Source organism: Bradyrhizobium sp. F1.4.3, assembly GCF_040548375.1.
In the GTDB taxonomy this organism is placed as follows: domain Bacteria; phylum Pseudomonadota; class Alphaproteobacteria; order Rhizobiales; family Xanthobacteraceae; genus Bradyrhizobium.
On the sequence record NZ_JBEPRN010000014.1, the window covers coordinates 16,694 to 36,521 of the forward strand.

Consider the following 19,828-nt stretch of genomic DNA (forward strand, 5'->3'; position numbering starts at 1 on the left):
GCAAATCGGCAAGTCTATTGCGCTCACATCAGTGATGATGATTTCATCTATGCGTTGCGCCAACGAAAGCTATCGATGACAAAGCCGTCCATTCCCGTTGGTATCGTCTGTTCGCAGTCCGGGCCCTATCAGGCTATGGGTCGCGAGATCCTCAAGAGCGCCCTGATGGCTGTCGACGAGATCAATAGCGCTGCCGACTTCGATTTCTCGATCACCGCCCATGTCCGCGATCCCCGCGGAATCATCGCGGAATATCATACGGTCTGCGACGATCTCATCCGCAATGTCGGCGTCGAGCACATCGTCGGTTGCTATACGTCGGCATCGCGAAAGCAGGTCCTGCCGATCGTGGAGCGCACCGATCGCCTGCTTTGGTATCCCGCGCGCTACGAGGGATTCGAATGCTCCGACAACGTCATCTATGTCGGGGCGTCACCAAATCACAACGTGCTGCCCCTCGTCCGCTACGTGCTCAACAATCTGTCTCGCGAGTTCTTCTGCGTTGGTTCCAATTATGTCTGGACCTGGGAGACCAATCGCGTCACCCGCGAACTCGTAAGCTCGGCCGGTGGCCACATCCTGGCCGAACGGCTACTCGAGCTCGGTGAAGACGCCGTCGGACATATCGTCGACGAGATTGTGCGCAAAAGACCTCCGATCGTGTTCAACACGCTGGTCGGAAGCTCGAGCTATGATTTCATCCACGCTTTCCACGCCGCGACCGAAGCTGCAGGGCTCGATATCCCGATGCTGAGCTGCAGCCTGTGCGAGCCGGAACTTGCGATCGTCGGGCCGGCATCGACGGGCTGTATTACATCCTCGGCCTATTTCGAGAGCATTCGCCTGCCCGAGAACCGCGCATTCGTCGCGCGCTGGAAGGCGCGTTACGGCGATGGCAGCAGCCCCTCCGTCGACGGGCAATCTGCCTATGTCGCGGTTTATCTGTTGGCGCGGGCACTGCAACGCGCGGGCACCTCGAATATCGGAGAGGTCCGGCGCGCCGCGGCCGGCCATCGCTACAATTCGCCGCAAGGGCAGGTCTGGATCGACGGCAGCAACAACCATTGCGTCCTTACACCGCGGCTCGCCGTGTCCAATCCCCACGGACAGTTTGATATCTTCTGGGAAGCCGACGCCCCTGTTAAGCCTGATCCTTACCTGACGCAGCTCGACGTCGCCGTCAGCCCGTCGCGGGAGACCACGACGGGCGGGACTTCGCCGAATGCGCCGCATTTGCGGGTCGTGAAATGAGCAAGCCGTCTTCATTTTCGCTGCGCGGACGCAAGGCGCTGGTCACCGTCAAGGACGAACGCGACACCTCGATCGTCAAGCGTCAATTTGAGCGACTCGGGGTCGAAAGCATCGCGTGGACGCCTTCCGAAGCGATCGACTTCGTTCCGGACGTGGCCTTGATCGACGACGAATTCCTGCCGCTGGCGCGGCCGGCACAGCGCGTAGTTCACGGGCGATGCCCGGTGATCGCCCTGGTCGGCACGGAAACGCCGAGTCGGCTGAAGCTAGTACTCGAACTCGATCCGGCGGCGTTTTTGGTCAAGCCGCTGCGCTCGGCCGGCATCTACGCGGCGCTCGTCATGGCGTTCGAGCGCAATGAACGCACGAACGAATTGCAGCAGCAGGTTGTCAAGCTGGAACAGCGCTTGCGGTCGCGTCGCATCGTGCTCGCCGCAGTGCTTCAGGTCATGCACTCCCATTCACTCGCGGAGCCAGCCGCCTTTGCGCTGATCCGTCGATCCGCGATGGAGCAGCGCAAGACGATCGAGGAACTTTCGGCCGAGATTACGGCGCGAGGCTCTTTGCCCAGAGCAACTGGCTAAGCAGGCAGGTCAACCGATCTCCCGACGTACTTTGGCCGCCGCATCGCACATCGCCTTCAGCTTCCCGAATGCGAGGACATGTATTTCATCCCGCAATCCGGCGCCGGGACAAGACGGTCCGGTGAGACATGTTTAACGCGATAAAGGGCGCGAAAGCCAAAAGCATCGTATGCCTCTATCCCCCAAACCGCAATCGTCGTCGGATAGCTTATTCCGCTTGATCGATGAAGGCCATCAATCCCGCTTTGGGTCAAGATGCCGACATTTGCTGCAACGCGGACTACTTCCGTCTCGGACCAATTCCGACAAAATTTGTCCGCTGGTTATGTAATGCGGTCAGAGGCGGGACCGACCATCCTCGAACGGCGCGCCCCGTGAGAATTGGCAGGTTTGGCGTGTCCGGAATACATCGACTGCTTGAACCGGCAGGACTGGGCTCAGCTTCAGCGGTTTGTCCATGGCGAGGTGCACTACAATGGCGAACGGATTGGACTGTCTGGTTATCGCGAAATGCTGGAAGGAGATTTTCGTGAGATTCCGGATCTTCAGTTCGACGCTCAACTCCTTGTCTGCGAGCCCCCGCACATATCAATTAGGCAATATGCCCGGCTGGTGCACCGTTGGGTCGAAAGCATCGGCTTGGAGCGAGCATTTTTTGGCACGCATTCGATGAGGCGGACGAAGGCCGCCCAGATTTACCGCAAAATCGGAAACCTCCGCGCCTTGCAACTTCTCCTCGACCATACAAAGTTGGAGAGCACCGTCCGATATCTCGGGATTGAGGTAGATGACGCTCTAAATATCGCCGAGCAGATCGAGCTCTAACAGCCTCCGGTGGCTGTCGACGAATCGTAGAGCGTCATCGCCAGCATCGCTGATATCGCGTAGCCCGCGCGTCGGCGGGACGTCTGCGCTACTCATAATCGTAAGACTGCAACGCTCAAGGACGCGCGTTAATCTAATGTGGTATAGTTTTTGCTAGTTTCGTGTTAGCTTGATGGCGCGCGCGCTGGTTCGCAGCGTCCGCACATTCGTCAAGCCAACCAACCCCACGAGGAAGACATGGCAAAAAAAGCGAAGAAAGCAAAGAAGACTGTCAAGGCGACCAAGAAGGTCGCCAAGAAGACCAAGAAGATGAAGAAGTAAGCACGCGGTTTTCCGCAAGCCAAAGCCGCCGCGGTATCGCGACCACCATCGCTGGTGAGCTTGACACATCGCAACATGTCTCTGGCCGAAAACGCGGCGACGATCAGACCGGCCCCATGTGCACCCAGCTCAAGAAGCCTACGACTGATGCACATGGGTCCGGTTTTTTGTATCCGGTCGTTGGTCGGGTCGCGCGTCGCACCCGTGTCAGTCGATTCCTCGGATTGCGACTTAGCGCCCTTCGCCCATCCCTTCGTTGAATAGGCGGCGTCGGGACGCCTCCAGCGCTCATGCATTGACGATAGCGACCGGCTGCTTTGCGCCAACAGCGGCCGCTCGTGGTAGTGCCCAGCTTTGACCTTGACGCCATTTCGCAGCGGGTGCAGCAGCCGCTAGGCGTCGGGAGTTGCTGCGTGATCACGCTCACCTCGTTCAGAGAGTTCAACGAGGGGGCGGAGATATCGGGTTAGCAATTGATGAGCGCGCGCCCCTCGCCTGCATTGCCGCCATCTGGACCAACTGGACGCCGCTCGCCGACACCATGAAGAAGAAGTCGGCGAGGAAGGAAGGCGGGAACAACCAACGACCTCTTCACGTTCCTCACGCCGGAGCCGCATTTGGAAGTTGGCGCTATCATCCTCGAGCAATGCCGGTGATTCTCACGACGCCGGCCGAAGTGGAGAATTGGATGAGGGCGTCATCCGACGAAACCGACGCACGATCTGTTGGGACGGTAAGAACCCCTGCGGACAGGCATTTGTGAGCACTTGGCTTAGCTTGCGATTTCGCGGGGGTCATATGGAGCCGATGTCGATCGATTGGCGCGGCGGCGCCGCATTGTCCTGGCCAACCGCCGCCGAACTCTCGGCGAGCGTTATCCCGCCCCGGGATTGCTTTTGCGTGAGCTTGAGAATGCCAAGTTAGTCTTGCAGCGCAAGGTATTGTCATGGCCACCGGTCTTGCGCGCGCAGACCTGAGCCGCTCCATCGGACGGTAGGCAATTACAGTGGGATGGTGTAGGCGTCAGGACACACTTCGGCGGACGTCTTGCTCAATGTTGAAGCTGGAGGTCGGTGACCGAGCTCCTGAAGAGTCCTGGTTGAAAGAAAGTCATGACGTCCCGTCGTTCCAGCCTCTATGGACCAACCAATCAACCTGACCAGGATGCGAATCTGACTACGGCCTATTACCCTGATGCGACGTGGCAGCACAGGACGCCGTCAGAGTCGGGTGTCGGTCCCAACCTCCTGAAGCGCGCGATCGATTTTGCAGTCGCCGGAGAGACGAAGGCGCCTCGTGACCTGGTGATGAACCATTATCAAACCTTTGGCCGCGAACCGTTCGGCTACGCGATCGGGCCGATCCGGGAACGGGGAGATCCGACTGGAATCATCATTCACAAGGGCTACATCGTGGCCGAATGGGGAGAACCGCTGAGGGTCGATATGACTCACAGCGTGACCAAGAGCTTCCTTTCCAGCGTCGTCGGAATTGCCGTCGAGCGGGGCATGGTCAAAAGCGTCCATGACGTCGTACGGGATTATGTCCCACCGGTGCAGCTCTACACCTCGTCTTCGACCACCAACAAATCGGATCGGCTCAACGCGTCGGATCTGCTGTTCCCGTTTGAATCGCCGCACAACCGCACGATCACCTGGGACGATCTGTTGCGACAGACCAGCGACTGGGAAGGCACGCTATGGGGCAAGCCGGACTGGGCGGATCGGCCTGGCGACAATCCGGCGGAATGGGGGACGTTGCCGCGCAACAAGCCGGGCACATTTTATAAATACAACGACACCCGCACGAATGTGATGGCGCTCGCAGCCCTCAACGTCTGGCGGCGCCCGCTGCCACAGGTTCTGAAGGAAAACATCATGGATCCGATCGGCGCCTCCAGCACCTGGCGCTGGTTCGGCTACGAGAATTCCTGGGTCGTTCTGGATGGCACCGTAATGCAGTCGGTTACCGGCGGCGGGCACTGGGGCGGAGGCATGTTTATCAATGCCTACGACATGGCTCGCTTCGGCTACCTCACGCTGCGTCGCGGCAAGTGGAAAGATTGTCAATTGCTCTCGGAGCAATGGATCGATCAGGCACGCACGCCTACCAAGCCGGAGCCGATCTACGGGTATATGAACTGGTTTCTGAACACTGACCGGAAGCGCTGGCCGAGTGCTCCGGCCACCGCTTTTGCCCACGTCGGCAACGGCACCAACATGGTCTATGTCGATCAGGAGCACGATCTCGTGGCCGTAGTTCGCTGGATCGATCCTGAGGCCATCGACGGTTTCCTGAAGCGGTTGCTGGCGGCAGTCGAACAGGGATAGAGGGCGCCATCGCTCGGCAAAGACCGCCGTGGCGGCAGGAGCCGCAGCGAGGACGATGGCATGCGGGTTGCTTCTATTCCGCGACGCGTATGTTCCTGCGTCGTCTGCTTCTTTTCGGAGTTGGGAGGACAATAAATGCGATCGGATACCTGGCTCCGCGGCCTGCTGCTGGCCGCCTGCACGACACTGGCAATGGCGGCCCCGGCGCGGGCGCAAAAATCGGCTGACACACTGCGCATCACCTGGCGCGATGCCATTCCCGATGTCGACCCGTACTATAATTCGCAGCGCACCGGCATGGTCGTGGCATTCCACGCTTTCGATTGTCTGGTGTATCGCGATCCCGTCACCATGGAGATGAAGCCTGCTTTGGCTACGTCGTGGAAGCAGGTCGATGCCACCACAATCGACTTCACCCTGCGCGAGGGCGTGACGTTTCAGAACGGCGACCCGTTTACTGCGGACGATGTGGTCTACACGATCAACGATATCATCCGCGACAAGCAGGTCGCAATCCCGGCCTATTACACATCCTATGCCGGCGCCGAGAAGATCGACGACTTTCACGTGCGCCTCAAGCTGACCGGTGTGTCGCCGGCCGTGATGGAATATTTGGCGATGGTCACGCCGATCTGGCCGAAGGCCTATCGCGAGAAAATCGGTGCCGATGCCTACGCCCGGGCTCCGATCGGCACCGGCCCCTACAAGATCACCAAAGTCGACGGCACCACCGAGATCGATATGGAGCGGTATGACGGCTACTACGCCGGCAGCCCCAAGGGCCGGCCTGCGATCCGTTATATCAAGATCCACGAAGTGCCGGATGCCACGACTGAACTGACCGAACTCCTCGGCGGAAAAGCCGACTGGATATGGGGCTATAATGCCGATCAGTTCGCGAATATCGCGCGGATGCCAAATCTGGAGGCGGTGCGGTTCGGCACCATGCGGGTCCATTTCATGACGGTCGACGGCGCCGGCCGTTCCGGCGCCGACAATCCGCTGACCAAGCTGAAGGTGCGGCAGGCGGTCATCTCGGCCATCGACCGCGGTACGATGGCCAAGCAGCTGATCCAGGGCGATTCGCAGGTCATCGACACGCCGTGTTTCCCCAGCCAGTTCGGCTGTGACGTATCGGCGGCCGTGAAATATCCATACGACCCGGCCAAGGCCAAGCAGCTTCTGACCGAGGCCGGCTATCCCAACGGCTTCGATACCGAACTCGTGTCCTATGCAACACCGCAGGTAGGCGCGGCCGTGCAGAACTATCTCAAGGCTGTCGGCATCAACCTGCGCATCCAGCAGCTCCAGATCGGCGCGGCCATCCAGCTGGCGGAAGCCGGCAAGGCGCCGTTGTATTCGGGGAGTTGGGGCAGCAATTCCGTCAACGATACCTCGGCGTTCATGCCCTATTGGCTCGGCGGCGGATTGAACGACTACGCGCGCGACGCCGATGTGCAAAAGCTGTTGAAACAGGCCGGAGCCAGCATTGATCCGGAGGAGCGTCGCAAGGCCTTTGGCGAGGCGATCCACCTCGCCACGGAACGCGTTGATTTCGTGCCGCTGTTCAGCGACGTCCGCTATGTCGCATTTTCAAAGCAGTTGAATTTCCGGGGCTTCCCGGACGATGTGCCGCGGTTCTATCTGTCGACCTGGAAATAGCGGCGGGCGCCTGCCCTATGACGGGATTGCCAGCAGACATTCGACCAGACGGCCATCCTTGCGGATGTTGTCCGGCATCGTAGCGGCGCATTTCGCCAATGCGCTCGGGCAACGCGGGTGGAAACGGCAGCCCGGCGGGATATTGGTGGGATCCGGGTAGGCATCGCCCAGGCCGACATCGGGAATGCCGAGAGCCGGATCCGGTGTCAGCACGGAGGCCAGCAGCGCCTGTGTGTAGGGATGCGTGGGGGTGCCGAACAGCTCCTGCGCCGGCGCCTGCTCGACGATCCGGCCGAGGTACATCACCGCCACTTCGGTGGCGATGTATTCCACCACCGCCAGGTTGTGGCTGATGAAGAGATAGGTCAGTCCGAGCTCCCGCCGCAATTCCGCCAGCAGATTGAGAATCTGCGCCTGCACGGAGACATCCAGCGCGCTGGTGGGCTCGTCGCATACAACGATGCGCGGATGCAGCACGAGGGCACGCGCGATGGCCACACGCTGCCGCTGGCCGCCGGAGAGCTGGCCCGGCATGCGCTCGGCCATCTCGCTGGAAATCCCGACGCGCGCCAGCATCTCCATGACGCGATCGACCTGCTGCGCCTTCGGCAGATTGCCCTGGGAGGCCAGCGGCAGGCCGACGATGTCGCGAATGCGCTGGCGCGGGTTGAGCGAGGAGTACGGGTCCTGGAACACGGGCTGGATCAGTCGGGCACGTTCGCGGCGATCCATGCCGGTCAGGCTGCGTCCATCCACCAGAATCTCGCCCGAAGTTGGCGGCAACAGACCCATGATGAGCCGGGCAAGCGTTGACTTGCCGCAGCCTGACTCGCCCACCACCCCCAGCACATCGCCCGTTGGGAGTGAGAACGTCACCCCATCGACCGCGCGCACCGGACGACGGGCAGCGGCCATGCCGCTGCGCTGCTGGAATTCGCGGTACACGTTCCGAACTTCGATCGCATGGGTCATGCCGCAGCAGCCCGCTTCCAATCCGGCGGCAGCCGGCAGCGATAGCAATGATCACCGCCGGCGTCGCGCAGCGGCACTCTCTCGGCGCATTCCGGCGCAGCCAACGTACAGCGGTCACGAAATCCGCAACCCACGTAGCCCGGCGCTATGCGAGGTACCACGCCTGGGATGTTGCCCAGCGGCTCGCCCGTCCGCGTCATGCCGGGCACGGGAATGCAGTCCAATAGCCCGCGTGTGTAGGGGTGCGTGGGCGCGGCGAACACCTCGGCCACCGTACCGGTTTCGACCACCTCGCCCGCATACATCACCGAGACTCGCTGCGCCATCCGCGCCACCACGCCGAGATCGTGCGTAATCAGCAGCAATGCCAGCCCCAACTCCTGCTGCAGCTTCTGCAGCAGCCGCAGGATCTGCGCCTGTACCGTCACATCGAGAGCCGTTGTCGGTTCGTCGGCGATCAGCAACTCCGGATCGCACATCAGCGCCATGGCGATCATCACCCGCTGGCGCAGGCCGCCCGAGAGCTGGTGGGGATATTGCCCGAGGCGCATCCCCGGAGCGGTAATGCCCACGCGCGCCAGCAACTCGGCCGCCCTGTCCATGGCCTGCCGCCGTGCCGCCCCACGATGGCGTTCGAACACCTCGGACATCTGCGATCCGATCGTATAGGCCGGGTTCAGGCTCGTCATCGGTTCCTGGAAGATCATCGCCATCTTGTCGCCGCGCAGCCGCGCAGTCTGCCGCTCGGACATGCCCAACAGATCCTGCCCCTGAAAGCGGAGGTGATCGGCGGAGCGGGCGATCCCGCGCGGCAGCAGGTTCATCACCGATAGCGCGGTAACGGATTTGCCGCAGCCGGACTCGCCGACCAGGCAATGCGTTTCGCCGCGCGCCACCACCAGCGTCACGCCCCGCACGGCTCCGGTCTGCGCGAAGGAGACGCCCAGATTGGCGACGCTGAGAACCGGGTCCGGTACGACGGGTGTCATCGCCGCATATCCGCCCCGAGCAAGTCGCGCAGTCCGTCGCCCAGCAAGTTGATGCCGAGCACGAGCACAAACAGCGTGACCCCGGGGGTCATGATCACCCACGGGCTGAAGAACATGTATTCCTTGGCTTCGGCGATCATCAGCCCCCAGCTCGGCAAGGGCGGCGGCACGCCGAGACCGAGAAATGATAGGGCCGCCTCAAGCAGGATCGCCAACGCCATTTCCAGCGTCGCCACCACCACCAGATGATTGGCGATATTGGGAAGCACCTCGCGCAACAGAATATGCAGGCGCGATGCACCGGCAGCCTGGGCGGCGGCGATGTAATCGAGGTTGCGCACCTGCATTGCGGTGGTACGTGCCACCACGGCGAAACGATCCCACAGCAACAGCCCGAGCGTCAGAATCACCACCGCAAGCGAACTGCCAACCAGCGCCACCACCGTCAACGCCACCAGGATCAGCGGGATCGACAGGCGGCAGGTAATCAGGAACATCACGACGTCGTCGGTCCGCCCGCCATAAAACCCACCGATGATTCCCAGCGTGATGCCGATCAGGCCGGATGTGATGACGGTCAGTACGCCGATCAGCATGGAAATGCGCGCACCATAGATCAGGCGCGACAGGTAATCGCGCCCGATCTGATCCGTGCCCAGCAGATGCTCCGGTAGGCTGCCGTCCATCCACACCGGGGGGATGAGGCGCAGGTTGAGGTTTTGAGCGAACGGATCATGCGGCGTCAGACAGGGTGCGAAAATCGCGACCAGCATCGCAGTGCCCACGATCACCGCGCCCAGGAGCGTGGCGAGGTGACGAGAGGCAGCTAACCGTCGGCGGCCCGACCGGGCTTGTGCGATCAAAACACTCATCCGCGCAGCCTCGGGTCGAGCACCGCATTCATCATGTCTGCCAGCAAGGTCAGCACGATGTAGATGACCGCCAGGAACAGAACGACGGCCTGCACCACCGGGAAATCATTTTTTGTGATGGATTCCCAGGCCAGATAGCCGACGCCCGGCAGTGCGAACACCGACTCAACCACCACGGAGCCTCCCAACATGAAGCCAAGCTGCACGGCCGCGATCGACACGACAGGCATCGCCGCATTGCGCAAGGCGTGCTTGAGGATGATCTTGGGCCGGCTTAACCCCTTCGCGCGCGCGGTGCGAATGTAATCCGCTGCCAATGCGTCGATCATTCCTGAGCGGGTCAGGCGCATCAGCGCCGGGATCGCCGAAAATGCCAACACGATCCCCGGCATGATGTAGCCCTGCCATGTATCGACGCCGGAAATAGGCAGCCACTGCAATTCCAATCCCAGCAAGACGATCATGACCAGACCGAACCAGAATCCCGGCATCGCCTGCCCCAGCAGTGCCACCATCATGATGCCTCGGTCCATCGCCGAGCCCTCTCGCACCGCCGCCAGAATGCCGAGCGGCAGGGCGACCAACAGCGCGATAGAAAGGCCGGTCAGGCCAAGCGTCAGAGTGACTGGCAATCGGTCGCGGATCAGTCCCCATACCGGGACGTGGTAGAGGAAGGATCGGCCGAGATCGCCCTCGGCAGCGTGGCCGGCCCAATCGAGAAACTGCACCACTAAGGGCCGGTCGAGGCCATAATTCCGGGTAATGATCGCGATGTCGGCTGCACTGGCGTTCGGACCTGCGATAGACGCGGCCAAGTCGCCGGAAAGGCGAGTCAAGATGAAGCTGACGACCAGAACGGTGAGACACACCAAGGCGGCCAGCCACAGTCTGCGGACGATAAGCAAGATCATAGTGGAGGACTACGATAGCGTGCGGGTCGCTGCAAGTTCTGATATAGAATCCTTAGCAACGGCGACATCCGCATCTGCCAATTGTTTTCTGCTTATCCACGCAACGTGCTCGCCAATTTGCCCAAAGCAGCAACGACCACCGCTCTCGCTGTGTACGAGCTAAGAAGTTCATTGCGTTTTAATTGAAGCAGATCTCTAACTGGAGGTACGCCATAACTATTACCTGCCGCGAATTGGGACTGAACTCTTTAGCGGAGGAAAACGCCTTAACGATACTGCTGCCGCAGCGGGCTGGCTTTAGCTAGCTGCAGCCGCAGCCGTGTGATCCGACTCGGATTGCTTTCGGCGAGAAGGATATCGCCGTCGGGCGTCCCGGAGATGCCGTGCGCGCCATTGAGAATCGGCCGACAGCGGCCGAGCCGCTCGCCTTTGGGGCCGACTTTCTGCAGACTCGGCACCATGTCGCTGACGTAGGCGCAGCCCTCATCATCGCCCCAGATTGCGACGGGCTGGTAGAACCCACCCCAGGTTTCGAGGTGCTTGCCCTCGCGGTCGAAGACCTGCACGCGGTTCGAGCTGCGGTCGACCACGACGACACGGCCGTCCGCAAAGGTCCAGATCGCATGCGGCCAGCCGAACTGACCATCGCCCGACCCGTGGCTGCCCCAGCTTGCGATCAGAGCGCCGGCAGCATCGAAGCGATGGACCCGGCTCGCAGCGTAGCCGTCCGAGACATAGATCTCGCCCCAAGCCGAGACATGCACGTCAGTCGGATGGTTGAAGGGCGCAAGCGGTACACCGCGTTGGCCTAACCCGCCGAGCCGTTCGCCCGCTGGCGAGCATATGATCACCTCATGCATGTCACGGTCGACTGCGAGGATGCGCCCCGTGGCGTCGGCCGTCAGCATGTGGGAATCGGCGATCAGATCGCCGCCCCAACCCCTGAGATAGGCGCCGTCGGGCGCCAGCTCGATCACGCGCGGGTCGTTGGGATGCACCAACGGATCGTGCCGCAGCATCACGAAGACATGCCCGCGCGGATCGACGGCGACGTCGGTAACAAAGCCCGTGTTGAGCGGCCAGGAGCCGAAGGGACGCTCGACGCGATAGAGCCTGTCTCCGAGTTCAACAATCAGTTCATGCATGGCCAAGGCTTTTCCTTCAGGCGAGTTTACCGGCGAAAGGATGCGTTGCTGCCCAGTGCCGGGCAATGTCTAGCCGCCGCGTCACCCATACCTCTTGATGGCCCTGGACATAGTCGAGGAAGCGCGCGAGGCCGGCCGCGCGCGCCGGATGGCCGATCAGGCGCATATGCAAGCCGACCGACATCATCTTCGGCTGCGTTGCGCCTTCCGCGTAAAGCATGTCGAAGGCGTCCTTGTGCCACGCGAAATAATCGGCCGACGTGCCAAAGAACCCGGAGCCGAACTTGCCATCATTGTTGACGAGCGAATAGGGAACGACCAGATGCGGCTTGCCGTCGACGACCTTCCAATAGGGCAATTCGTCGTCGTACGCGTCGGAATCATAGAGAAAGCCGCCCTCCTCTACCACCAGCCGGCGCGTGTTCACGCTCGGCCCATAGCGGCAATACCAGCCGAGCGGTCGCTCCCCGACCGTCACCTTGAGCGAGGCGATCGCCCTGGCGATGTGCTCACGTTCGTCCTCCTCGCTCAATTCATAGTGCTTGATCCAGCGCCAGCCATGGCTGCAGACGTCGAAGCCCGAGGCTCTGATCGACGCCGCTGCCTCGGGGTTGCGTTCGATCGCGAGCGCGCACCCGAACACAGTCAGCGGCAGGCCGCGCTCCTGGAAAAGTCGCATCAGCCTCCAGAAACCGACGCGGCTGCCGTAGGCGAACATGCCTTCGCCGGCGAGATCGCGCCCTTTGACGCCTGCCGGCAGGCCCGACGACTCTGTCAGGCCGATCTCGGTATAGCCTTCGCCGTCCTGCACGGAAGGCTCCGAGCCCTCCTCGTAGTTCATCACGAAATTGATGGCCACGCGCGCGCCGCCCGGCCATTTGGGATCTGGCGGGTTCGCGCCGTAGCCGATCAGGTCGCGGTCATAGGTCATGGCCAGTCTCCGGGTCTTGGAAGGTCGTGAGGTTCGGGATTCTACACGCTCATACGTTTCCGTTAGCCCGATCAGCCAGTCCATGACGATAACCAGCACCGGCGTCGCCAGGAGAAGGCTGCCGGCGATGGAGCCGATCCGCACGTCGAGCATCGATTCCATCATGGAGGTCGTGATCACGATCAGCACCGGCCCGACCAGAATCAGGATGCCGAGACCGGCCAGGATGCCGATCAGCCATGAATAGCTGACGTTGTTGAAAGTCGAGCTTTGCATCGTCTGTCCCCAGGTCGTCTACGCGAAGCGGCCGAGCCAGCCTAGCGCCATGATGCCGGCCAGCACGTTGAACAGCAGCGTCAGCGAGACCACAGACAACCATCGAGTTCTGCCAGATCAGCGCCGGCAGCGATCTGTGACGGCATCGGCCGCTCCTATTCTGCTGCAGCGAACAATGAGCGGCAGTCTATGGCAAGCTTTTCTGGCGAGGCCTTGATCAAGCGCTCCTCGATCGCGCTCAAGTGATGGTTCGTGGCGGCGACAGCGCCGGTCACATTGCCTTTCTCGATCATGTCAATCAAGGCTGCACGCCACGGCGTTCGCGATCGAGTAGAGCGCTTTCAAGCGCCCCTTGGATCCGGGAGTGAAAACCAGTTCGCCTCTGCATCACGCGCGTTGTGGTACGGCGACGCAATCAAATCGAGGCGAACCGCCGCTGTTGGATCGTGCTCGCTCCGGTGTGGCCGCGGCCTTCGGGTGGAACAACCATTGTCGACGGGTCGATCGCCTGCCTAGAAAATCGTCAACTAATTGCTGCGTGCGAATAAATCTTCAGCAACGACAGGTCGGCTCGCGACCGGCTATAGCCCAAGGCTTGCGGGATTCAACGGCTTATCCGGCTGGCACGCATCGTGCTTCGCTCATGGTAGCGCAGCATCGTTCCGGCGATCGCTCCAGGTTGGCGTGCCACGCACTGTAAAGTCCATGCGATGATCGCATCCCGCTACCGGCTTGGCGTGCGCGCGCCGAGCCACCACAAAACTTCATATCAGAGGCGGCTTGGGCGCATTGCGCACAAGCATCTCCACACGATTGGAAGCCTCGCGCGCGCAGAGTTCCACTGCGGCTTCGCCCCATTTCCGATGCAACAACCGTCACAACGGAGGGAGTAATCCATGTGCGATCGAACCGGCTGCATGCACCCGCCGAACTTCCGAACGATGGACTTCAGCCGCCGCAAGGTGCTCAAAGCTGCGGCGGCGACCACGCTGACGATGGCCGTCGGTGGCGGCTTGATGGGCGCGGCTCACGCGGCGGCGAATACCCTCAAGTCCACCCATGGCACCGGCTTCTGCAATCTCAATATCTTCCTGTCTCACGCCTTACAGACTGCGAAGGATGACGGCGTCGAGATACAATTCATCAACACGCCGACATTTGCCGAACAGGTCACGTTCCTCGGCATCGGTCAGGTCGATGTCGGCCTGATGCCATACACGAGCTTCATGGCGCTGTTCGATGCCGGCGCTCCGGTCAAGATCGTCGCCGGTGGCGGCATCGAGGGCTGCGTGATCGTTTCGCAACCCGGACTGGACAGCCCAGAGAAGCTGAAAGGCAAGACGCTCGGCACCTTCCAGCTCGATACGCTAGAGGTCATGCCTTACGACTTCCTCAAGAAGCACGGCGTCAGTTTCAAGGACATCAAGGTCCGTTATATGGGAACCACCCCGGAGGCGGTCGAGGCATTCAAGGCGGGCGCGCTCGACTGGATCTGCACCATCGAGCCCTATGGCACCGCGCTGCTAAACGACGTCAAGGGCTCGCACAAGCTCACCGACGGCACCGACATCTATGGCAAGGGCTATACCGACTGCGTGCTGGCGTGTCGCTCCGACCTGATCAAGCAGAATCCCGCCGGACTCAAGGCCCTCATCAAAGGCATGATGAAGGCGCAGGCGATGGCCGAAACGAAACCGGAGGAAACTCTCACCCAATTGGTCGGCGCCTATTACAAGACCTCGATGGAGAACGCCAGAATTGCGATGGGCAAACAGCCAGCGGTGGTCGACGCACGCAGCCAGACCCAGTTCATCCTCGACCGCACCGACTCGCTGGTAGAGATGGGTTACATCAAGAATAAGCCCGGCCGTGACGCGATCGACTGGACCCTGCTCGAACAGGTCATCGCCGAGAACAAGGAACTCTACGCTAGTCTCAAATACAAGTCGGGATGAGCGGACCGGTGACCGACGTCGCTCACCCACCGGAAGGAGTAGCTGGCATAGCCGGCGCCAATGCGTCGCAGCGGCCTCGCCGATTCGTGCTGCCGGAGGCGGTCATCCGCGCCGCTCCGCGCATCGGCTGGGCGCTGATGTCGGTCGGCCTGTTCGCCGGGATCTGGGAACTGCTCTGGCTGTGCGGGGTGACGGACCCGAAACTGCTGCCGCCGCCTCATATCTTTCTCGGCAACTTCCCCGAGCAGGCCAAGTTCTTCAATACGGCGCAACGCTGGCAGATCGGCGTCGGCCTCAACACCGGTCCATCCGCCGGCATGGCGCTCGTGATCACCGTGCTGGCGTCGGCGGCGCGGGTGTTCGCGGGATTGCTGATTGCGTCGGCCCTGTCGATCAGCATCGGCGTGGCGGTGCGGTATTTTCTCGTGGTGGAGAAGCTCGCCCTGCCGACCATCACGCTGTTGTCGCCGGTCTCGCCGATCGCTTGGCTTCCGGTCGCGATCTTCGTGTTCGGCATCGGCAACGCGCCGGCGATCTTCATGGTCGTGGTCGCGCTGTTCTTCCATATGGTGCTGGCCACCGTCAGCCAGATCGACGGCGTCAATCGCAACCTGATCAATGTCGCACGCACGATGGGCGCGTCGAAATGGCAGATCTACAGCCGGGTCATCGTGCCGGCGATCCTGCCAGGCCTGCTGATGGTTCTACGTCTTAATATGTTCGGAGCCTGGATGGTGGTGCTGGTCGCCGAATCCACGGGCGTCGGATATGGCCTCGGGCAGGTGATCATGCTGGCGCGCAACACCTTCAATCCCTCGCTGGTGTTCTTCACCATCGCGCTCATCGGTCTGCTCGGTTTCTGTTCCGACTCGCTGATGCGGCTGCTGCAACGAAAGATCCTGTATTGGGTGCCCGAGACGACGGGGGTGTTGCGTGGTCTCTAAACCGTTCAAGCCGATCTCATCCCAGGACGCCGTGGTCTGCCGCAACGTCAGCAAGGTGTGGGCGGAAGGCACCAAGCGGGCGCATGTCGCATTGAGCGACGTGGACCTCGACGTGACGCCCGGCGAGTTCATCGTCCTGCTGGGTCCCTCCGGCTGCGGCAAGAGCACTCTGCTCTATCTGATCGCCGGCCTGGAACGGGAATCTGGCGGCGAGGTCTGGTCGTTCGGGGATCGCGTCGCTGGTCCGTCGCCCGAGCGCAGCCTGATTTTCCAGGAGACCTCGCTGTTTCCATGGCTCACCGTGGGGCAGAATGCCAGCTTCGGCCTCTCTATCCGCGGCGACAGCGCTGAGGCCCGTAGGACCGCGGCGCGCGAGGTACTCGCCCGCGTCGGCCTGACCGAGGCGATCGATAAGCGGCCCGACGAACTGTCCGGCGGCATGCGCCAGCGCGTCGCCGTCGCACGCGCGCTGGCGATGCGGCCCAAGGTGCTCTTGATGGATGAGCCGTTTGCGGCGCTCGACGTGCAGACGCGAGCCAAGATGCAGGATTTCCTGCTCGACGTCTGGCGCGACAGCGGCGCGTCGGTTCTGTTCGTCACCCATCACATCGATGAGGCAGTGGCGCTCGCAGATCGGGTCGTAGTGTTCACGTCGCGTCCAGGTCGCATCAAGACGATCGTGCCGGTCGATATTCCGCGCCCGCGGGATCCGTTTTCCTCCGAAGCCGAACTGTTGCGCCGGCAACTGACCGAGCTGATGCGTGACGAGGTCGATCGCGCCTTCGCTGAGCAGGAAGCGCTTGCCGCCACCGCCTGACCAAGACGACCTGACCAAGCCCCATCCCGCACGTCGCTCGCGCCAAATCCGGAGCACCGCCATGTCCACCTCCCTCATTCGCAGCCGTGCCATCATCGCGCAGGCGCTGGATCGCCAGACTTGGCAACAGATCGACGACGGCGCCGTGCTGCAGGAGGACGGCGTCATCGCCGCCGTCGGCACGTACGCGGACCTGCGCAAGCGCTATCCGAACACGGTCGTGATCGGCAGCGGCGACGAGATCATGCTGCCGGGCTTCGTCAACGGCCACCATCACGTCGGACTGACCCCGGTTCAGCTTGGCTCGCCCGACATGCCGCTGGAATTGTGGTTCATCACCCGCATGGTGACGCGCAATCTCAACATCTATCTCGACACGCTCTATTCGGCGTTCGAGATGATCGCGTCCGGCATCACCACGGTGCAGCACATCCACGGCTGGATGCCGGGCACACTCAGTGAGGTGGAAGCCAAGGCCGAACAGGTCGTCCGCGCCTACGAGGATATAGGCATGCGGGTGTCCTACTGCTACGCAGTGCGCGATCAGAACCGACTAGTCTATCAGGCCGACGATGCGTTTGTCGCGAGCCTGCCGAAGGAGCTGCAGGGACCGATGAAGCGCTGGTTCGAGCGTTTCAAGCTCGGTCTCGACGACGCGATCGGTATGTTCGAATCGATGTACGCTCGCCACAACAACAAGCCGAGGGTGAAGATCCAGCTTGCGCCCGCGAACCTGCACTGGTGCTCCGACAAGGCGCTGACCGTGCTATCGCAGACCTCGAAGAAATACCAGGTGCCGATGCACATGCACCTGCTCGAGACCTCGATGCAGAAGGAATATGCCTGGTCGCGCGGCGGCTGCACCGCAGTCGAATACATCGACCGCTTCGATATGCTCGGCCCGCACATGACGCTGGGCCACGGCGTCTGGCTCAGCGAAAAGGACATCGCGCGCATAGCAGAGGCCGGCGCTTGTGTGTGTCACAACTGCTCCTCCAATTTCCGGCTTCGCTCCGGCATCGCGGCGCTCAACCACTTCGAGGCCGAAGGGATCAACACCGCGATCGGTCTCGACGAAGCCGGCATTAACGACGACCGCGACATGCTTCAGGAGATGCGGCTGGTGCTGCGCGCCCATCGTGTGCCCGGCATCGGCGACGAGGTTCCCACCATGGCGCAGGTGTTCCGGATGGCGAGCATCGGCGGCGCAAAGACCACTGGATTTGGCGAACAGATCGGGACGATCGCGGAAGGCAAAGCCGCCGATCTCTCCCTGATCGACTGGAAGCAGATTTCCTATCCGTATCTCGATGAGGAGATGCCGATGCTCGACGCGGTCATTCAGCGCGCCAAGACCGACGGCGTGCGCACCGTCATGTGCAACGGCGAAGTGATCTACGACAATGGCCGCTTCACGCGAGTCGATCGCGAGAACGCGCTCAAGACACTGCATGACGAGCTGCAGCACGCGCTAAGCGATGATGAGGTCGAACGGCGCAATCTCTCCAAGGCGCTGCTACCGCATGTGAAGAAATTCTACACCGGCTATGTGGATCCCGCGAAACACGAGCCGTTCTACCGGCAGAGCTCGCGACTCTGACGCGGGACTCAACAGGCGTTTGCCCAAGCTGCCATTGCTCACGAAACTGCTGACGTTGGTTGTGGCAGTCCAGGACTCCATTGTATGATTGCGCTACCGTGAGGTTCGCCAGCCTAACTTTTTTTGAATGACGGCTTACTGGATATCACCGCAACGATACGAATCGACGCCGTTGCGGAAGTCCGTGAGACTTAGAACCCAGTCGTCAATGCTTGGTCGACAAGGGAGAGCCGCTCCACAACCGTCCCCGCGAACAGCACCGCGCCGGGTGCGATGACGGCATTGGCGCGGATCTTCACGCCGTCACCGACCACAGCTCCGAATTTGCTTTTGCCCGTGTCGACACGTTCTCCCTTGTGGACGAATGTGATCGTTCGGCCAGGCCATTCATTGCGGTGATTTGCGATGATGGATCCCGCCTCCAAGTTGACGCCGCAGCCAATGATGCTCTCGCCAACGAAGTTGAAGTGAGCGAGTTTCGATCCCCGAAACAGGAAAGTAGCCTTAAGCTCGCCACCAGGCCCGAGAGCGCACTCGGCCTCCAACCAGCCCCCACCGCGAATCAGAGAACGTGCCGCCACGTAGCAGCGCGGGCCAATGATTGCCGGCCCTTTGATGGTGGCGCCAGCCTCAACGCACGCTGTCACGTGAACCGCGACGCCATCCCTAACGCGATAGTCGGCATCAAGCCGAGCCTGAAGCTCTTCCACTATGGAATCTGCTCGCTCCGTGAGTTCCAACGGCGCACCCACACCCAAGCCTCCAAAGACCGAGGAATCGAACTCCGCGATGTGCTCGCTTACGAATTGCATGAACCACCCCTTGATTCTGCGCATGTTGAGCAACGCTGTGACGGTCTGTAATCCACCGACGTGAAAACCCTTTGTCCACGGCTGCGCCCGAGAGAGCGGCCGCAACATGTCCGAGATTGGCCCGACCAAGCGGTTTCGATAAACCGCACAAGCAGCGAAGGTCCCTCTAAACAGCCGCTGCGATCGAGCTATTGTGCATGAATTCTCGGATGAGCGAAAAGACCGTTCCGGGGTCGTCGCATGAATGTCGTGGCCGCAGCCGGCTAGCCGTTCGAAGCGAACCAGATGGGAAGGGCAGCGAGCGGGCCGTCGCCTCCGCGAGCAACATAGGGACGATAAGGTCGTGCTCAGCGCCGATCATCGAATTGCGAAGGTTTCCCGAGTGCCCTCTGCCCAAGAGGGCGACCCCGATTGGGCAGCTTAGGCCCCCAACCCTGAGAGCTGGGGCCCCTTTTGGGGACGCATGCTTTATCGCTCCCCACCCTCCTTAGGGCAAAGGCCAAGCCGATCGGATATCGATTTCGGGTCAATCGCGTCACTTTGGCCGCGTGCCGTTCTCTTCCGGTCTACCCCTGTGAACGGACATCATCAGACCGCCCCGGCATGTCTCAAACGGGCCCTTTTCGGACTT

Annotated in this window: 18 protein-coding genes and 1 pseudogene; 10 read left to right on the forward strand and 9 right to left on the reverse strand. The window is 61.5% G+C overall.

Annotated elements, in window-relative coordinates:
* The first annotated feature begins 75 nt into the window (after positions 1–75).
* The 3 genes from ABIB73_RS27970 (at position 76) to ABIB73_RS27980 (ending at position 2,660) form a co-directional block, all read left to right on the forward strand.
* Entirely contained in the window at positions 76–1,251 is a 1,176-nt protein-coding gene (locus ABIB73_RS27970; RefSeq protein WP_354229232.1) for a transporter substrate-binding domain-containing protein, read from the forward strand.
* Positions 1,248–1,835, forward strand: a complete 588-nt coding sequence (locus ABIB73_RS27975; protein WP_354229234.1) for an ANTAR domain-containing response regulator — start codon at positions 1,248–1,250, stop codon at positions 1,833–1,835. The genes ABIB73_RS27970 and ABIB73_RS27975 overlap by 4 nt, the downstream gene beginning before the upstream one ends.
* Before the next feature lie 417 nt (positions 1,836–2,252).
* Positions 2,253–2,660 (forward strand): ester cyclase, encoded by a 408-nt coding sequence (locus ABIB73_RS27980; RefSeq protein WP_502918463.1) that lies wholly within the window; start codon positions 2,253–2,255, stop codon positions 2,658–2,660.
* A 209-nt stretch (positions 2,661–2,869) separates the two neighbouring features.
* Here ABIB73_RS27980 and ABIB73_RS27985 read toward each other — a convergent pair whose 3' ends face one another.
* Complete coding sequence (locus ABIB73_RS27985; protein WP_354229237.1) at positions 2,870–3,277, reverse strand: hypothetical protein; 408 nt, start codon at positions 3,275–3,277, stop codon at positions 2,870–2,872.
* A 96-nt stretch (positions 3,278–3,373) separates the two neighbouring features.
* Between ABIB73_RS27985 and ABIB73_RS37650 the strand changes: the two are divergent.
* From ABIB73_RS37650 to ABIB73_RS27995, 3 genes and pseudogenes are all read left to right on the forward strand, one after another.
* Positions 3,374–3,690: pseudogene (locus ABIB73_RS37650) on the forward strand (SOS response-associated peptidase); the annotation flags it as partial.
* Between the two features lie 403 nt (positions 3,691–4,093).
* Entirely contained in the window at positions 4,094–5,311 is a 1,218-nt protein-coding gene (locus ABIB73_RS27990; RefSeq protein ID WP_354229239.1) for a serine hydrolase domain-containing protein, read from the forward strand.
* A gap of 135 nt (positions 5,312–5,446) precedes the next feature.
* The gene (locus ABIB73_RS27995) at positions 5,447–6,973 is read left to right on the forward strand and encodes an ABC transporter substrate-binding protein (protein ID WP_354229241.1); all 1,527 of its coding nucleotides are present in this window, start codon (positions 5,447–5,449) and stop codon (positions 6,971–6,973) included.
* A 15-nt stretch (positions 6,974–6,988) separates the two neighbouring features.
* Here ABIB73_RS27995 and ABIB73_RS28000 read toward each other — a convergent pair whose 3' ends face one another.
* From ABIB73_RS28000 to ABIB73_RS28030, 7 genes are all read right to left on the reverse strand, one after another.
* On the reverse strand, positions 6,989–7,945 hold the full coding sequence (locus ABIB73_RS28000) for an ABC transporter ATP-binding protein (protein WP_354229243.1): 957 nt from the start codon (positions 7,943–7,945) through the stop codon (positions 6,989–6,991).
* On the reverse strand, positions 7,942–8,934 hold the full coding sequence (locus tag ABIB73_RS28005; RefSeq protein ID WP_354229245.1) for an ABC transporter ATP-binding protein: 993 nt from the start codon (positions 8,932–8,934) through the stop codon (positions 7,942–7,944). The genes ABIB73_RS28000 and ABIB73_RS28005 overlap by 4 nt, the downstream gene beginning before the upstream one ends.
* A complete protein-coding gene (locus ABIB73_RS28010; RefSeq protein ID WP_354229247.1) occupies positions 8,931–9,806 on the reverse strand; it encodes an ABC transporter permease in 876 nt (291 codons plus the stop codon). Before ABIB73_RS28010 ends, ABIB73_RS28005 begins: the two co-directional genes overlap by 4 nt.
* Positions 9,803–10,717: an ABC transporter permease gene (locus ABIB73_RS28015; protein ID WP_354229249.1), complete on the reverse strand. Its 915-nt coding sequence runs from the start codon at positions 10,715–10,717 to the stop codon at positions 9,803–9,805. The genes ABIB73_RS28010 and ABIB73_RS28015 overlap by 4 nt, the downstream gene beginning before the upstream one ends.
* Before the next feature lie 266 nt (positions 10,718–10,983).
* Positions 10,984–11,862 carry an NHL repeat-containing protein gene (locus tag ABIB73_RS28020; protein ID WP_354229251.1) on the reverse strand — a complete coding sequence of 293 codons (879 nt, stop codon included), beginning with the start codon at positions 11,860–11,862 and terminating at the stop codon, positions 10,984–10,986.
* A gap of 16 nt (positions 11,863–11,878) precedes the next feature.
* On the reverse strand, positions 11,879–12,982 hold the full coding sequence (locus tag ABIB73_RS28025) for a polysaccharide deacetylase family protein (protein ID WP_354229253.1): 1,104 nt from the start codon (positions 12,980–12,982) through the stop codon (positions 11,879–11,881).
* A 242-nt stretch (positions 12,983–13,224) separates the two neighbouring features.
* Entirely contained in the window at positions 13,225–13,371 is a 147-nt protein-coding gene (locus ABIB73_RS28030) for a hypothetical protein (protein ID WP_354229255.1), read from the reverse strand.
* 594 nt (positions 13,372–13,965) lie between these two features.
* Here ABIB73_RS28030 and ABIB73_RS28035 point away from each other — a divergent pair.
* The 4 genes from ABIB73_RS28035 (at position 13,966) to ABIB73_RS28050 (ending at position 18,385) form a co-directional block, all read left to right on the forward strand.
* Positions 13,966–15,024: an ABC transporter substrate-binding protein gene (locus ABIB73_RS28035; protein WP_247984246.1), complete on the forward strand. Its 1,059-nt coding sequence runs from the start codon at positions 13,966–13,968 to the stop codon at positions 15,022–15,024.
* An 8-nt stretch (positions 15,025–15,032) separates the two neighbouring features.
* Positions 15,033–15,968 carry an ABC transporter permease gene (locus ABIB73_RS28040; RefSeq protein ID WP_247989512.1) on the forward strand — a complete coding sequence of 312 codons (936 nt, stop codon included), beginning with the start codon at positions 15,033–15,035 and terminating at the stop codon, positions 15,966–15,968.
* Positions 15,958–16,785 carry an ABC transporter ATP-binding protein gene (locus ABIB73_RS28045; RefSeq protein ID WP_354229257.1) on the forward strand — a complete coding sequence of 276 codons (828 nt, stop codon included), beginning with the start codon at positions 15,958–15,960 and terminating at the stop codon, positions 16,783–16,785. Before ABIB73_RS28040 ends, ABIB73_RS28045 begins: the two co-directional genes overlap by 11 nt.
* Positions 16,786–16,846: 61 nt before the next feature.
* The gene (locus tag ABIB73_RS28050; protein WP_354229258.1) at positions 16,847–18,385 is read left to right on the forward strand and encodes an amidohydrolase family protein; all 1,539 of its coding nucleotides are present in this window, start codon (positions 16,847–16,849) and stop codon (positions 18,383–18,385) included.
* Between the two features lie 191 nt (positions 18,386–18,576).
* Here ABIB73_RS28050 and ABIB73_RS28055 read toward each other — a convergent pair whose 3' ends face one another.
* Positions 18,577–19,197 carry an LbetaH domain-containing protein gene (locus tag ABIB73_RS28055; RefSeq protein ID WP_354229259.1) on the reverse strand — a complete coding sequence of 207 codons (621 nt, stop codon included), beginning with the start codon at positions 19,195–19,197 and terminating at the stop codon, positions 18,577–18,579.
* Positions 19,198–19,828 lie beyond the last annotated feature (631 nt).